Origin of the sequence: Paracidovorax oryzae ATCC 19882 (assembly GCF_000687165.1) — a bacterium.
GTDB classification, from domain to species: domain Bacteria; phylum Pseudomonadota; class Gammaproteobacteria; order Burkholderiales; family Burkholderiaceae_C; genus Paracidovorax; species Paracidovorax oryzae.
This window is the reverse complement of record NZ_JMKU01000012.1, coordinates 22,980-36,530: the sequence shown is the minus strand read 5'-3', so window position 1 is coordinate 36,530 and position 13,551 is coordinate 22,980. Positions and strand designations below refer to the sequence as shown.

Here is a 13,551-nt window from a genome sequence, read left to right as displayed (position 1 = left end):
CAGGTCCCCTCCCGCTGCGCCATCCGCCGCAACGGCCCCTTTTCGACCTCCAGATCCCAGAACAACAAGCCATGGACCAACTCCAGATTCGCGGCGGCCGTGCCCTGAGCGGCGACGTGCCGATCTCCGGCGCGAAGAACGCCGCCTTGCCCGAGCTGTGCGCCGCGCTGCTCACGGCCGAGCCCGTCACCCTCCTGAACGTGCCGCGCCTGCAGGACGTGGCGACCATGCTGCAGCTCATCCGCAACATGGGCGTGGCGGCCGAGCATTCCCAGGGCGATGACCGGGCCAGCAGCGGCACGGTGCGCATCGATGCCGGCGCGCTGTCCACGCCCGAGGCGCCCTACGAGCTGGTCAAGACCATGCGCGCGTCGGTGCTGGCGCTGGGCCCGCTGCTCGCGCGCTTCGGCGAGGCCACGGTGTCGCTGCCCGGCGGCTGCGCCATCGGATCGCGTCCGGTGGACCAGCACATCAAGGGCCTGTCGGCCATGGGCGCGGAGATCGTGGTGGAGCATGGGTACATGATCGCGCGGCTGCCCGAGGGCCGCTCGCGGCTGCAGGGTGCCCGCATCACCACCGACATGGTCACGGTGACCGGCACCGAGAACCTGCTCATGGCGGCCACGCTGGCCGACGGCGAGACGGTGCTGGAGAACGCGGCCCAGGAGCCCGAGGTGGTGGACCTGGCCGAGATGCTCATCGCCATGGGCGCGCAGATCGAGGGCCACGGCACGAGCCGCATCCGGGTGCAGGGCGTGGAGCGCCTGCACGGCTGCACGCACCGCGTGGTGGCCGACCGCATCGAGGCCGGCACCTTCCTGTGCGCGGTGGCCGCCACGGGCGGCGAGGCGCTGCTGCGCCATGGCCGCGCCGACCACCTGGACGCCGTCATCGACAAGCTGCGCGATGCAGGCGTGACCGTGGAGTCCGTCGAGGGGGGCATCCGCGTGCGCAGCCCGGGGGCGGGCCAGTTGCGGGCGCAGAGCTTCCGCACCACCGAATACCCGGGGTTCCCCACCGACATGCAGGCGCAGTTCATGGCGCTCAACGTGGTGGCCCAGGGCGCCTCGCGCGTGACCGAGACGATTTTCGAGAACCGCTTCATGCACGTCGATGAACTGCTGCGACTGGGCGCGCGCATCCAGGCCGACGGCAAGGTGGCGGTGATCGAGGGGCTGGGCGACACGGGCGCGCTGCTGTCGGGCGCCACCGTGATGGCCACCGACTTGCGCGCCTCCGCCAGCCTGGTGATCGCCGGCCTGGTGGCCACGGGCCAGACCACGGTGGACCGCATCTACCACCTCGACCGGGGCTACGACTGCATGGAAGGCAAGCTGCGCGCCCTGGGCGCCGATATCGAAAGGGTGAAGGCATGACGAACCCGGGCGACGTGATCACCCTGGCCCTCTCCAAGGGCCGCATCTTCGAGGAAACCCTTCCGTTGCTGGCCGCCGCCGGCATCGAGGTGCTGGAAGACCCCGAGAAATCCCGCAAGCTGATCCTGCCGACCAACCAGCCCGAGGTGCGCGTGGTGCTGGTGCGCGCCACCGACGTGCCCACCTACGTGCAGTACGGCGGCGCGGACCTGGGCGTGACGGGCAAGGACACGCTCATCGAGCACGGCGGCCAGGGGCTGTACCAGCCGCTGGACCTGCGCATCGCCAAGTGCCGCGTGAGCGTCGCGGTGCGCGAGGATTTCGACTACGCCCGCGCGGTGAAGCAGGGCGCGCGCCTCAACGTGGCCACCAAGTACACCACCATCGCCCGCGAGTTCTTCGCGGCCAAGGGCGTGCACGTGGACATGATCAAGCTGTACGGCAGCATGGAGCTCGCACCGCTCACGGGGCTGGCCGATGCCATCGTGGACCTGGTCTCCACGGGCAGCACGCTGCGCGCCAACCACCTGGTGGAGGTGGAGCGCATCATGGATATCAGCTCCCACCTCGTGGTGAACCAGGCCGCGCTCAAGCTCAAGCGCGAGCCGCTGCGCCGCATCATCGATGCGTTTGCTGCCGCGACGGACCGAAAAAGCTGAAATCCACGGTACGGATGAGTTTTCGTTGAAACAAGCATCAAAATGCGAAGACCGGGAAAATTGTTTCCTGGTGCATCATTTGTTTCAAATCGGAGGGGGCATCCCATGGTCAAGAAATTCCTGCTGCTCGGCGGCCTGTTCCTCGGCGGTGCCGCGTTCGCCGCGGACGCGGATTTCACGCTGGTCAACCGTACGGGCTATGCGCTGAACGAAGTGTTCATCTCGCCGACGAAAATGGACAATTGGGGTTCCGACCGTCTGGGCCGCAACCAGCTGGCCAACGGGGCCTCCCGGAAGTTCAAGTTCGGCGACACCAAGCACTGCGTCCAGGACATCAAGGTGGTGTTCACGGACGACGGATCGGAAGTCGAGTGGGAAGGCCTCAACCTCTGCGAACTCGACAAGATCACCCTGAAATACAACCGCAAGACGCGCGAGGTGTCGGCGGAGACCGAATAAGTCTCCCCTGCCGCCGCAAGCGCCAGAGAGATCCATGAAAGCCACGCCTGCCCGCCTGCATACCCAGAGTGCCGATTTCGAAACCGCCTTCCGGGAGCGCCTGCACTGGTCCGCGGACACCGACGCCGCCATCGAGCAGCGCGTGGCCGACATCCTGGCCGACGTGCAGGCGCGCGGCGATGCGGCCGTGCTGGAGTACACGCAGCGCTTCGACGGGCTGCAGGCGGATTCCGTGGCGGTGCTGGAGCTGTCCCAGGCGGAGCTGAAGGCGGCCTTCGAGACGCTGCCGGCGGCGCAGCGCGAGGCACTGGAGGCGGCAGCCCGCCGCGTGCGTACATACCACGAGGCGCAGAAGAAGGCGAGCGGCGAGAGCTGGAGCTACCGCGACGAGGACGGCACGCTGCTGGGCCAGAAGGTGACGCCGCTGGACCGCGTGGGCATCTACGTGCCCGGCGGCAAGGCGGCCTACCCTTCCAGCGTGCTGATGAATGCCATTCCGGCCCACGTGGCCGGCGTGCAGGACATCGTCATGGTGGTGCCCACGCCGCGCGGCGAGAAGAACCCGCTGGTGCTGGCGGCCGCCTATGTGGCGGGCGTGAGCCGCGCCTTCACCCTCGGCGGCGCGCAGGCCGTGGCCGCGCTGGCCTACGGCACGGCCACCGTGCCGAAGGTGGACAAGATCACCGGCCCCGGCAACGCCTATGTGGCCAGCGCCAAGAAGCGCGTGTTCGGCACGGTGGGCATCGACATGATCGCCGGCCCGAGCGAGATCCTGGTGCTGGCCGACGGCACCACGCCGCCCGACTGGGTGGCGATGGACCTCTTCAGCCAGGCCGAGCACGACGAACTGGCACAGTCCATCCTGCTGTGCCCGGATGCCGCCTACATCGATGCGGTGCAGGCTGCCATCGACCGCCTGCTGCCCGACATGCCGCGTGCCGAGATCATCGCCAAAAGCCTCACGGGCCGCGGCGCGCTGATCCTCACGAAGGACATGGAAGAGGCCTGCGCCATCAGCAACCGCATCGCGCCGGAGCACCTGGAGGTGTCGAGCCGCGACCCGCACCGCTGGGAGCCGCTGCTGCGCCATGCGGGCGCGATCTTCCTCGGGGCCTATACCAGCGAGAGCCTGGGCGACTACTGCGCGGGCCCCAACCACGTGCTGCCGACCAGCGGCACGGCGCGGTTCTCGTCGCCGCTGGGCGTGTACGACTTCCAGAAGCGCAGCAGCCTGATCGAGGTGAGCGAGCAGGGCGCGCAGGCGCTGGGCCGCATCGCCAGCGTGCTGGCGCATGGCGAGGGGCTGCAGGCCCATGCACGGGCTGCGGAGATGAGACTGAAGTGACACCCCCCTGAGGCGCTCTCGCCGTGCTGCGCACGGCGGGCAGGGGGACGCAGCCTTCGCTGCGGGGCGGCCTTTGGCCAGTGAAGCGTTCAGGCCACACCACGCACGGAGCCCGCCGTGCCGTCCCGCGGCGGGGCAGGCTCCACCACCCAGCGTAGCCGCAGGGGCGCGCTGCCCTCGGCGCCCACGTAGAGCCGCCCCGGCCCTGGCAGGGCCAGCCGCTGGCCGGCCTGCAGGAACCAGTCGTCCTCGTCGCCGTGCTGCGTGACCCATGCGAGGCCCGCCAGTACCTGCAGCGTGGCGCGGCAGCCGGGGGCACAGTCCAGCGGCTGCACCGGATCGGTGGGCGCCAGCGTGGCCACGAGGGTCCGGGGCGCCGCTGCCGGGCGCGGGACCAGGCGGCGCAGGAGGGCGAGGGATGCAGAGGCGGTTGCGGAGTTCATGCGGTCCACTGTGCCGGTGCCGGGCGGGGTGCGACAGCCGCAGGTACGCCCCGGATGGACCAGCACAGATGCCGGCCGCGTGGCGTCTGTATTGCCTGGATTGCCGGGCATCTGTATCGATTCCGGAGTGGTGGAGCGATACAGAATGGATGCAATGCCCGACCTCGACTCCACCCCGCTGTACTTGCAGATCGCTTCGCAGATGGCCGATCTGATCCGCAACGGCACGCTCGCGCGCGGAGCGCGCATGCCCTCCGTGCGCGAACTGTCCCGCCAGCGGGGCGTCGCCCAGAGCACGGTGGTGCAGGCCTACCACTGGCTGGAGGACGCGCGCCTGATCGCCGCCCGCCCGCGCTCGGGCTATTTCGTGGCGCCACGGCCGGCCGTGCTGCCCGAGCCGACGGTGTCCCGGGGGCTGCGCCGTCCGCGCGACGTGTCCGTGGACTGGCTGGGACAGCGCATCCTGGGCACGCCCCAGCCGGCCGACGTGGTGTCGTTCAGCAGCGGCACGCCGGGCCCGGACCTGCTCGACGTGGACCGGGTGCGGCGCGCGGTCGCCCGGTCGGTGCAGCGCCACCGCCACCTCCTGTGCATGTATCCCTCATCCGAGGGGCACGAGGAGGCGCGGCGCGCCATCGCGCGCTACGCCGTGGGCATGGGCTGTAGCCTGGATCCGGAGCGCATCCTCATCACCGGCGGCTGCATGGATGCCATCAGCCTGTGCCTGCGGGCGGTGACGCAGCCGGGCGATGTCGTGGCCCTGGAGTCGCCCACGCATTTTTCCTTCCTGGAGTTGCTGCAGGGGCTGCACCTGAAGGTGCTGGAGATTCCAACGCATCCACGGCACGGCATTTCGCTGGACGCCCTGCAGCTGGCGCTGGAAACGCAGCCGGTGAAGGCCCTGGTCGTGGTGCCCACGCTCAGCAATCCGCTCGGGGCCTGCATGCCGCAGGTGGAGCGGCGGCGGCTCGTGCAGCTTGCCATGCGCCACGGTCTGGCTGTGATCGAGGACGCGGTCTACAACGATCTCGCGGAGCAGGAGGAGCATCGACGCACCGTAAAATCTCACGATGCCGCGGGCCAGGTCATGTTGTGCAGTTCGTTCTCCAAGACGCTCGCGCCGGGTCTCAGGCTGGGCTGGCTGGAAGGCGGACGCTGGACGGATGCGCTGCGCCGGATGAAGGACCTGCAGGCCGGTGGCCAGTCTCCGGTACTGGAACTGGCGCTGGCCGACTTGATGTTGCAGACCGGACATGCGGCGGCGATGCGCCAGTTGCGTACGGCCGTGGCGGCGCGGATGGACGCCGTGCGGCACGCCATCGCGCAGTCGTTCCCTGCCGGTACCCGGGTGAGTGATCCGCCGGGCGGGCTGCTGCTGTGGTTGGAACTGCCGCGCGGGCTGGACACTCTGCAGTTGCACCAGGCCTGCCTGCAGGAGCGTATCCTCGTGCCTCCGGGTACCGTGTTCGGCACGGGAGGACGCTTCCGGAACTGCTTGCGCGTGGGGGTGGGGGGTGACTGGACAGAGCACCACGTGGCTGCACTGCGGAGGGTAGGCGCCGCCGCCTGCAGCATGCTTTTCAGGGAGTCGGCCAATACAGCCAAGTTGTCATGACGCTCGACGCCGACCGAATTCACAAGATTTTTTCATGAATTTTCCTAAATTCCTGCCTGCATTGCTGGTACCGACGATGGCAATGGCGACGGCCGCTGGCGCTGCCGGAAATGGGGTTGATCCTGAAGTCTTCTCGTGGAAAGATAATCCCATTGTCGAGACGCGGCCTCACTCCGAGGAATCCCTCCATGTCGAATACCCTACGGTGTTCATGGTGGGGGAACGAAAATTCATGCTTTACTCTGCATACGGTGACGACGGCCGATGGCGAATAAAGCTTGCCATTGCCGAAGAAGGGAATAATTTTATTGGGCAGGGAAATATTTTCGATGAATCATCCTTGCCTTTTAATGGGGCATATGCTTTCCCGTTCGTTTCGGTTTCGGTTTCGGTTTCGGTTTCGGGCTCGGGAGAGGGGACGGTCTATCACCTGTATTTTTCCGTGGCCGATGGGAAGGAGCCGTGGAGGTATTCTGCAATTTATCATTCTTCCAGCCGAGATGGCCTCCAATGGGCCATGCCAGGGAAGTTGCTGGCTGACAGCGCGCTCGATCCATTCGTGATGGAGCGCGACGGCAGGAAATTCATCATATATACCACCCTGTTCAAGAAAAAGAACTTCATCAAGATGGCGGAGTTGCCGGTTCCAAATGCTGCAGGGAAGCCGCGCGTGTTGTATTCCTCTTCCGCAGGCTTCTATACGCTGGGAAAGTTGACGGTTGGTGACAAGCCCATGGTCGTTGTTGAAACCACTGAAGACTGGGTGGCAATGTGCTTCGCGCCCGGTGGACAGCTCGTAAGATCTTCCATGAAACCCCTTTTGCGATTGGGCAAGGATGATGGCTCCCGGTGGGATAACCTGAGATATGGGATGTATTTCGCTGATACCACTGGAAGCCCGGAGATTTTCTATAACGGCATCAGAGGCCGGGGGGTGGAGAGTGGGGGGCAGATTGGAGCAGGTACCTACGACGTGACGGCCATTGCCAAGACGCTGGACACCACAGTCTGCCAGTAAACCTTGGCGGGCACACGAAGTTCGTGTTCCACGAACTTCGTGTAAATTTCCGCTACCATAGCTTCCGTGAAAAATGTCACCGTCACCATGGACGATGCGGTCGCCGAATGGGTCCGCGTGGAGGCCGCCCGGCGCGGCACGAGCGTGTCCCGCATGCTGGGCGAATGGTTGGCGGAGAAGATGCGCCAGGAAGATGCCTATGCCCAGGCCATGCGCGAGGCATTGGCGTTCGAGACCTGGGGCGCCGCGGCACGTCCTTACCTGGCGCGGCCCGAACTGATGGAGCGCGAGGAGCCGCCTGCGCCATGAGCACGCCCCTGTTCGTCGATACCGGCGTGCTGCTCAGCAGCGTGGACGACCGCGATCCCGTCCGGCAGGCCCGGGCCCGCGAATGGCTCGCGCTGTGCTGGAACACGCGCCGCGGCCGCATCAGCTCGCAGGTGCTCAACGAGCTGTATCACAACGCCGTGGCCTGCTTTCCCGGCCCGCAGACGCTGCACCTGGTGCGCGCGCAGGTGCGCCGCCTGCGCGTCTGGCAGCCGCCGCACCTCGATGCCTACGTGGTCGACGGCGCCTGGGACCTGCAGGACCGCTACGGCCTGAGCTATTGGAACGCGCTCATCGTCGCGTCCGCGCACCAGCAGGGCTGCCGCCACGTGCTGGGCGACGTGCTGCCGCACGGGCAGCGCTACGACGCTGTGCGCGCCGTCAATCCCTTTCTCCTGGCTCCCGACGAACTGGAATCGCTCGAATGACCGACACCCTTGCCGCCGCGCTCGGCCGCATCCGCCCCGACGTCCGCGCCATGCATGCCTATGCGGTGCAGCCCGCCACCGGCGTGCTCAAGATGGACGCAATGGAAAACCCGTTCCCGCTGCCCCCCGAACTGCAGGAGGCTCTGGGCCGGCGCCTGGGCGCGCTGGCACTGAACCGATACCCCGGCGCGCGGCTGCACGATCTGAAGCAGGCGCTCGCTGCGCATATCGGCATGCCGGAGGGCTTCTCGATGGTGCTGGGCAATGGCTCCGACGAGATCATCACGCTGCTGGCGTTGGCCTGCGCGCGGCCCGGCACGGGCGAGCGCGCGACCATGCTCGCGCCGATGCCGGGGTTCGTGATGTACCCGATGAGCGCGCAGCTGCAGGGCCTTGATTTCGTGGGCGTGCCGCTCACGGCCGATTTCGAGCTGGATGAACCTGCCATGCTCGCCGCCATCGCGCAGCACCGCCCGGCGATCACCTACCTGGCCTACCCGAACAACCCCACGGCCACGCTGTGGGACGAGGGGGCGGTGCAGCGCGTCATCGACGCGGTGGGCGCGCAGGGCGGCATCGTGGTCATGGACGAGGCGTACCAGCCTTTCGCGAGCCGCACCTGGCTGGACCGCATGCGCGCCGAGCCCGCCCGCAACGCTCACGTGCTGCTCATGCGCACGCTCAGCAAGTTCGGCCTGGCGGGCGTGCGCCTGGGCTACCTGGCGGGTCCGGCGGCGCTCGTGGACGAGATCGAGAAGGTGCGCCCGCCCTACAACGTGAGCGTGCTCAACTGCGAGGCGGCGCTGTTCGCGCTGGAGCATGCGCAGGTTTTCGCCGCTCAGGCGGCCGAGCTGCGCGCCGCGCGCACCGGGCTGGTCGCCGCGCTGCGCGCCATGCCGGGCATCGAGCGCGTGTGGGACAGCGAGGCCAACATGGTGCTCGTGCGCGTGCCCGACGCGGCGCGGGCCTTCGAGGGCATGAAGGCCCGCAAGGTTCTCGTCAAGAACGTTTCTACAATGCATCCCTTGCTGGCCCGCTGCCTGCGCCTCACGGTGGGCAGCGAAGCCGACAACGCCCAGATGCTCGACGCACTCCAGGCTTCCCTATGACTTCCTCCGCACTCGTTCCCTCCACCGCCTCCGAGGGCGCCGACCGCATCGCCGAGGTCGCCCGCAACACGGCCGAGACCCGCATCCGCGTGCGCGTGAACCTCGACGGCACGGGCGCTGCGCGCCTGTCCTCGGGCATCGGCTTCTTCGACCACATGCTCGACCAGATCGCCAGGCACGGCCTCATCGACCTGGACATCGAGTGCGAGGGTGACCTGCACATCGACGGCCACCACACGGTGGAGGACGTGGGCATCACGCTGGGCCAGGCGTTCGCGCGGGCCGTGGGCGACAAGAAGGGCATCCGCCGCTACGGCCATGCCTACGTGCCGCTCGACGAGGCGCTCTCGCGCGTCGTGGTCGATTTCTCGGGCCGGCCGGGCCTGCACATGGACGTGAAGTTCACGGCCGGCAGCATCGGGCAGCTCGATACCCAACTGGTGTACGAGTTCTTCCAGGGCTTCGTGAACCATGCCGGCGTGACGCTGCACATCGACAACCTGAAGGGCTTCAATGCCCACCACCAGTGCGAGACCATCTTCAAGGCCTTCGCGCGCGCGCTGCGCGCAGCGCTCGAGCGCGACCCGCGCTCGGCCGGTGTCATTCCCTCCACCAAGGGCTCGCTCTAGGCTGCCGCCATGCAATTTGAAGCAAAGACCGTCGCCGTCGTGGATTACGGCATGGGCAACCTGCGCTCGGTGTCCCAGGCCGTGCAGGCCGCCGCCGAGGGCAGCGGCTGGACCGTGGTCGTGACCTCGCGGCCCGAGGACGTGCGTGCCGCGCAGCGCGTGGTGCTGCCGGGGCAGGGCGCGATGCCCGATTGCATGCGCGAGTTGCGCGAATCCGGCCTGCAGGAATCCGTGCTGGAGGCCGCGGCGGCGAAGCCGCTATTCGGTGTCTGCGTGGGCATGCAGATGCTGCTGGACCACAGCGCCGAGGGTGACACCCCGGGCCTGGGGCTGGTCCCGGGCGACGTGGCGCGCTTCGAGCTGGCCGGCCGTCTGCAGCCGGACGGCAGCCGCTACAAGGTGCCCCAAATGGGCTGGAACCGGGTGCGGCAGGTGCCGCACGGCGGTGCCGTGCACCCCGTGTGGGCCGGCATTCCCGACGAAAGCTATTTTTATTTCGTGCATAGTTTCCATGCGTTGCCGCGCGATGCGGCGCACACTGCAGGGGAAACCGATTACGGCGGACGCTTTGCATCCGCCGTGGCTCGCGATAATATTTTCGCCACGCAATTCCATCCTGAGAAAAGTTCCGAGCACGGCCTGGCGCTCTACCGCAACTTCCTCCACTGGAATCCCTGAGCATTCCCCCGCTTCTTCCTTCCCTCTTTCCTTCACCCCCGGCCGGCACTGGCACGCCCCTGCCACGGCACATTCCCACCTCGTCATTCCATCATGCTGCTCATCCCCGCCATCGACCTCAAGGACGGACACTGCGTACGCCTCAAGCAAGGTGACATGGATCAATCGACCACCTTCGGCGAAGACCCGGCAGCCATGGCGCGCAAGTGGGTGGATGCCGGTGCGCGGCGCCTGCACCTCGTGGACCTGAACGGCGCTTTCGCCGGCACGCCCAAGAACTATGCGGCGATCAAGGCCATCCTCAAGGAGGTGGGCGACGACCTGCCCGTGCAGCTGGGCGGCGGCATCCGCGACCTGGACACGATCGAGAAATACATCGACGGCGGGCTGCGCTACGTCATCATCGGCACGGCCGCAGTGAAGAACCCCGGCTTCCTGAAGGACGCCTGCAGCGCTTTCGGCGGCCACATCATCGTGGGCCTGGACGCGAAGGACGGCAAGGTCGCCACGGACGGCTGGAGCAAGCTCACCGGCCACGAGGTGGTCGATCTCGCGAAGAAGTTCGAGGACTGGGGCGTCGAGTCCATCGTCTATACCGACATCGGCCGCGACGGCATGCTGTCGGGCATCAACATCGACGCCACGGTGAAGCTGGCGCAGGCCCTCACCATTCCCGTGATTGCCTCCGGCGGCCTGGCCGGCATGGCCGACATCGACCAGCTCTGCGCGGTGGAGAGCGAAGGCGTGGAAGGTGTCATCTGCGGCCGGGCGATCTACTCCGGCGACCTCGACTTCGCCGCGGCGCAGGCGCGCGCGGACGAGCTGAACGGCGCGGCCTGAGCCGGCGCCTGCGCCGCAGGGCGCAGGCGGTGTCCGCGTCAGCAGCCGGGAGGCGTGCGTCCCTGGTTCACGGCTGCCACGGTTTGCAGCAGGGCGGTCCAGTACGAGGGCAGCGAGGCCCACGGGTTGCCGATGTCCTTCACCGGGTCGTACTGCAGGTCCGTCATGTAGATGGGGCCGGCGTTGTAGAGCGCGGATGCGGCGGACCGCACGGCCTTCTGCATGTCGGCGCAGGTGGCCGTGTCGTGCACCAGCGAGCTCTGGCGGCTGTTGGCCAGGGTGTAGAGCCACGGGGTGGTGCGCGGATCGTAGGTGGCGTAGCTGCTGTTGCGCGCTTCGAAGGTCACCAGCACGTCGGCCACCGAGGCGTAGTCGGCGGTGTTCGGCACCATGCCGGGGTTGCCGATCACGCGCAGGCTGGAATCTTTGGCCTTGATGTAGGCGTAGATCTCGCGGTATCCGGCCAGCATGGCCGCGTCGGAAGACATTTCATCCAGGAAGATGCCGCTGATCGCGCTGCGCCCGTAGAGCGTGAAATACGCATCGATGTTGGCCTTCACGGTGGCCAGCGGGCGCTTCCCGTAGCCCGTGTACACGTAGCCCACCACCTTGCCGCCGGCGGCGACGAACTGGGTGAGCGCGCTCACGTAGGCAGGATCCGCCGCGTCGAACTCCCCGTTGTCGGGGTTCATGATGGCGGTGACCTGCACGCCGGGGTTGGCGGCGGCGCCGCTGGCCATGCGGCTCCATTCGGTACCGGAAGAGGGCGAGAAATAGGCAGGCACCAGCACTTCCATCGGCGCCGGGGCGGGGCGCAGGTAGATGACGCGCGTGGCCGTCGCGGTGGCGTTCGCCGACGACGAGGCCACCGACACGGAGGCGCTGAGCTGCTGCCGGCCCGGCGTGGCGCCGTTGAACGTGACCGTGGCCACGCCGGAGCGCGTGGTGCCGGTCGCGGAGAACGTGCCCGGGGAGACCGCGAAACTGACCGGCGTGCCGTCTGCGGCAGCTGCGCCGTTCACCGTGACCTGCGCGCTCAGCGACAGGGCGGCGCCCGCGGTGGAGACCGTTTCCGCATCGGGCCCGGAGAAGGCGATGGCGACGGTCGTGGGGTTCGAGGGATTGGTCGGGTTGGTCGGCGTCGTGCCGTCCGAAGAGCCGCCGCCTCCACCGCCACAGGCAGCGATCAGGGCCGCCAGCGACAGGCTGCACCAGCGGGCAAGGGGGGACATACGGGCCATGGCGATTCCTGTCTGGGTAAGAACGAAGGGGGCGGACGGCATTGTGTGTCGGTCCGGCCTGCGTAGTTTTGACGATTTCTGTTGTTCTTGTAAATTTTCGACACAATTCGGCGGGAAGACGCCGGGAAATGCCCGGCAGGTGCTCAGCAGGACGGCAGGGTCCCCCCACGGTTGACGGCATCGACCGTGCCGAGGAAGCGCAGCCAGTAGCCCGGCAGGGTGTCCCACGGGTCGCCTTCGCCTGTATCGGGGTTGAACTGGCCGTCGGTCACGTACAGCATGCCGGCGTTGCTGCGCGGCGCGGCGGCCGCGCGCACGGCCTGCTGCATCGCGGCGCAGTCGGGTGCATCGTGCAGCAGCGCCGCCTGCCGTGTGTTGGCCACCTGGTAGAGCCAGCCGCCATCGGCGCGCGGGTCGTAGCTGGCGAAGGCCGGCGATCGGTTCTCGAAGTTCACCAGCGTGTCGGCCGCCGCGAGGTAGCCGCTGGTGGTCTGGGTGCCGGGGTTGCCCACCACCCGCAGGCCCGCATCGCGCGCCTTGATGTAGGTGTACAGGTCCAGGTAATAGGCCAGGCGCTTCGGCGACGTGGACATCTCGTCGATGAAGAACCCGCTGATGAGGCCCCGGCCGTAGAGCTGCAGGTAGCTGTCGATGTTGCGCTTCACCGTGCTGGCGGAGCGGGCGCCGTAGCGGGTGTAGACGTAGCCGAGCAGCCGGCCGCCCGACTGCACGAAGGTGCCGGCCGCCGCCGCGAATTCCGGGTTGGCGCGCTTGAAGACGCCGTTGTCGGGGTTGAGGATGGCGGTGACGGCCACGCCCGGGTAGGCACGCGCGCCCGCGCTGAGGGCGTCCCAGGGCGAGCCCTCCGACGGATAGAAGTAGGCGGGCACCAGCACCTCGAGCGGGGCCGGGGCCGGCCGTGCGTACACCGTGCGCAAGGCGGATGCGGCGCCACTGGACGACGCCAGCGTGGCGGAAATCACCTGGGGGCCGGGGATGGATGCGGTGAAGCTGGCCGAGGCGGTGCCGGCGCGGACCGGGGCGGCCACCGGCAGGATGGCGGCGGTGCCCGCGGAGAACACCACGCTGTCGCCGTCCTCTGCACCCGGGGCCTCCACGGCGACGCCGACGGCAGCCCCCACGTCGAACACGTCCGCGCCATCGCCGGGCGCGGTGAACGCGAGGGCCGCCGCCGGCAGGGCGGAGGCCTTCGCGTCCTGCGCGGCCTCGGAGGTCATGGCGGTGCCGGTGCTTTCGGCGGGGCTTGCGCCGCCGCCGCAGGCGCCCAGCAATCCGGCAGCGGCCAGGAGGCAGGCGGGCAGGGCCGCGCGTGCGTTCGGAAAGTTCGGCTGTGCCATCGGGCCCCCTCTGCTGGTCTGGAGCA

15 protein-coding genes are annotated in these 13,551 nt (G+C 68.1%); 12 read left to right on the top strand and 3 right to left on the bottom strand.

Annotation, left to right across the window (positions count from 1 at the left end):
• The first annotated feature begins 71 nt into the window (after window positions 1–71).
• The 4 genes from murA to hisD all read left to right on the top strand — a co-directional run bounded on the left by murA (window position 72) and on the right by hisD (window position 3,839).
• Window positions 72–1,376 (top strand): UDP-N-acetylglucosamine 1-carboxyvinyltransferase, encoded by a 1,305-nt coding sequence (gene murA, locus T336_RS0111775; protein ID WP_013593456.1) that lies wholly within the window; start codon window positions 72–74, stop codon window positions 1,374–1,376.
• Window positions 1,373–2,035, top strand: coding sequence for an ATP phosphoribosyltransferase (hisG, locus tag T336_RS0111770; protein WP_019702629.1), 663 nt, complete (start codon window positions 1,373–1,375; stop codon window positions 2,033–2,035). Before murA ends, hisG begins: the two co-directional genes overlap by 4 nt.
• Window positions 2,036–2,140: 105 nt before the next feature.
• A complete protein-coding gene (locus tag T336_RS0111765) occupies window positions 2,141–2,494 on the top strand; it encodes a hypothetical protein (RefSeq protein WP_019702630.1) in 354 nt (117 codons plus the stop codon).
• A 34-nt stretch (window positions 2,495–2,528) separates the two neighbouring features.
• Window positions 2,529–3,839 carry a histidinol dehydrogenase gene (gene hisD / locus T336_RS0111760; RefSeq protein ID WP_026432688.1) on the top strand — a complete coding sequence of 437 codons (1,311 nt, stop codon included), beginning with the start codon at window positions 2,529–2,531 and terminating at the stop codon, window positions 3,837–3,839.
• An 89-nt stretch (window positions 3,840–3,928) separates the two neighbouring features.
• Here the strand turns inward: hisD and T336_RS27125 are convergent, their stop codons facing one another.
• Window positions 3,929–4,282 (bottom strand): DUF2917 domain-containing protein, encoded by a 354-nt coding sequence (locus T336_RS27125; RefSeq protein WP_051647136.1) that lies wholly within the window; start codon window positions 4,280–4,282, stop codon window positions 3,929–3,931.
• Between the two features lie 145 nt (window positions 4,283–4,427).
• On the opposite strand from T336_RS27125, the gene T336_RS0111750 reads away from it, so the two are divergent.
• The 8 genes from T336_RS0111750 to hisA all read left to right on the top strand — a co-directional run bounded on the left by T336_RS0111750 (window position 4,428) and on the right by hisA (window position 10,926).
• Window positions 4,428–5,897, top strand: a complete 1,470-nt coding sequence (locus T336_RS0111750; RefSeq protein ID WP_026432687.1) for an aminotransferase-like domain-containing protein — start codon at window positions 4,428–4,430, stop codon at window positions 5,895–5,897.
• A 34-nt stretch (window positions 5,898–5,931) separates the two neighbouring features.
• On the top strand, window positions 5,932–6,915 hold the full coding sequence (locus T336_RS26645) for a hypothetical protein (protein WP_156957845.1): 984 nt from the start codon (window positions 5,932–5,934) through the stop codon (window positions 6,913–6,915).
• 66 nt (window positions 6,916–6,981) lie between these two features.
• Entirely contained in the window at window positions 6,982–7,224 is a 243-nt protein-coding gene (locus T336_RS0111740) for a hypothetical protein (protein ID WP_026432685.1), read from the top strand.
• Window positions 7,221–7,670, top strand: a complete 450-nt coding sequence (locus tag T336_RS0111735) for a PIN domain-containing protein (RefSeq protein WP_019699798.1) — start codon at window positions 7,221–7,223, stop codon at window positions 7,668–7,670. The genes T336_RS0111740 and T336_RS0111735 overlap by 4 nt, the downstream gene beginning before the upstream one ends.
• A complete protein-coding gene (hisC, locus tag T336_RS0111730) occupies window positions 7,667–8,779 on the top strand; it encodes a histidinol-phosphate transaminase (RefSeq protein ID WP_026432684.1) in 1,113 nt (370 codons plus the stop codon). The genes T336_RS0111735 and hisC overlap by 4 nt, the downstream gene beginning before the upstream one ends.
• A complete protein-coding gene (gene hisB / locus T336_RS0111725; protein WP_019699799.1) occupies window positions 8,776–9,408 on the top strand; it encodes an imidazoleglycerol-phosphate dehydratase HisB in 633 nt (210 codons plus the stop codon). The genes hisC and hisB overlap by 4 nt, the downstream gene beginning before the upstream one ends.
• A 9-nt stretch (window positions 9,409–9,417) precedes the next feature.
• The gene (gene hisH, locus T336_RS0111720) at window positions 9,418–10,086 is read left to right on the top strand and encodes an imidazole glycerol phosphate synthase subunit HisH (RefSeq protein WP_026432683.1); all 669 of its coding nucleotides are present in this window, start codon (window positions 9,418–9,420) and stop codon (window positions 10,084–10,086) included.
• A gap of 93 nt (window positions 10,087–10,179) precedes the next feature.
• Entirely contained in the window at window positions 10,180–10,926 is a 747-nt protein-coding gene (gene hisA, locus T336_RS0111715) for a 1-(5-phosphoribosyl)-5-[(5-phosphoribosylamino)methylideneamino]imidazole-4-carboxamide isomerase (protein ID WP_026432682.1), read from the top strand.
• Between the two features lie 38 nt (window positions 10,927–10,964).
• On the opposite strand, the gene T336_RS0111710 is transcribed toward hisA, so the two are convergent.
• Together T336_RS0111710 and T336_RS0111705 are read right to left on the bottom strand one after the other, a co-directional pair.
• Entirely contained in the window at window positions 10,965–12,167 is a 1,203-nt protein-coding gene (locus tag T336_RS0111710) for a spherulation-specific family 4 protein (RefSeq protein WP_051647135.1), read from the bottom strand.
• Between the two features lie 143 nt (window positions 12,168–12,310).
• The gene (locus tag T336_RS0111705; protein WP_026432680.1) at window positions 12,311–13,525 is read right to left on the bottom strand and encodes a spherulation-specific family 4 protein; all 1,215 of its coding nucleotides are present in this window, start codon (window positions 13,523–13,525) and stop codon (window positions 12,311–12,313) included.
• Between the last annotated feature and the right edge of the window lie 26 nt (window positions 13,526–13,551).

Bases quoted from the DNA above. Each gene is read 5' to 3' on its own strand.
- murA (WP_013593456.1), top strand. From the start codon at position 72: ATGGACCAACTCCAGATTCGCGGCGGCCGTGCCCTGAGCGGCGACGTG.
- hisG (WP_019702629.1), top strand. From the start codon at position 1,373: ATGACGAACCCGGGCGACGTGATCACCCTGGCCCTCTCCAAGGGCCGC.
- T336_RS0111765 (WP_019702630.1), top strand. From the start codon at position 2,141: ATGGTCAAGAAATTCCTGCTGCTCGGCGGCCTGTTCCTCGGCGGTGCC.
- hisD (WP_026432688.1), top strand. From the start codon at position 2,529: ATGAAAGCCACGCCTGCCCGCCTGCATACCCAGAGTGCCGATTTCGAA.
- T336_RS27125 (WP_051647136.1), bottom strand. From the start codon at position 4,282: ATGAACTCCGCAACCGCCTCTGCATCCCTCGCCCTCCTGCGCCGCCTG.
- T336_RS0111750 (WP_026432687.1), top strand. From the start codon at position 4,428: ATGGATGCAATGCCCGACCTCGACTCCACCCCGCTGTACTTGCAGATC.
- T336_RS26645 (WP_156957845.1), top strand. From the start codon at position 5,932: ATGAATTTTCCTAAATTCCTGCCTGCATTGCTGGTACCGACGATGGCA.
- T336_RS0111735 (WP_019699798.1), top strand. From the start codon at position 7,221: ATGAGCACGCCCCTGTTCGTCGATACCGGCGTGCTGCTCAGCAGCGTG.
- hisC (WP_026432684.1), top strand. From the start codon at position 7,667: ATGACCGACACCCTTGCCGCCGCGCTCGGCCGCATCCGCCCCGACGTC.
- hisB (WP_019699799.1), top strand. From the start codon at position 8,776: ATGACTTCCTCCGCACTCGTTCCCTCCACCGCCTCCGAGGGCGCCGAC.
- hisH (WP_026432683.1), top strand. From the start codon at position 9,418: ATGCAATTTGAAGCAAAGACCGTCGCCGTCGTGGATTACGGCATGGGC.
- hisA (WP_026432682.1), top strand. From the start codon at position 10,180: ATGCTGCTCATCCCCGCCATCGACCTCAAGGACGGACACTGCGTACGC.
- T336_RS0111710 (WP_051647135.1), bottom strand. From the start codon at position 12,167: ATGGCCCGTATGTCCCCCCTTGCCCGCTGGTGCAGCCTGTCGCTGGCG.
- T336_RS0111705 (WP_026432680.1), bottom strand. From the start codon at position 13,525: ATGGCACAGCCGAACTTTCCGAACGCACGCGCGGCCCTGCCCGCCTGC.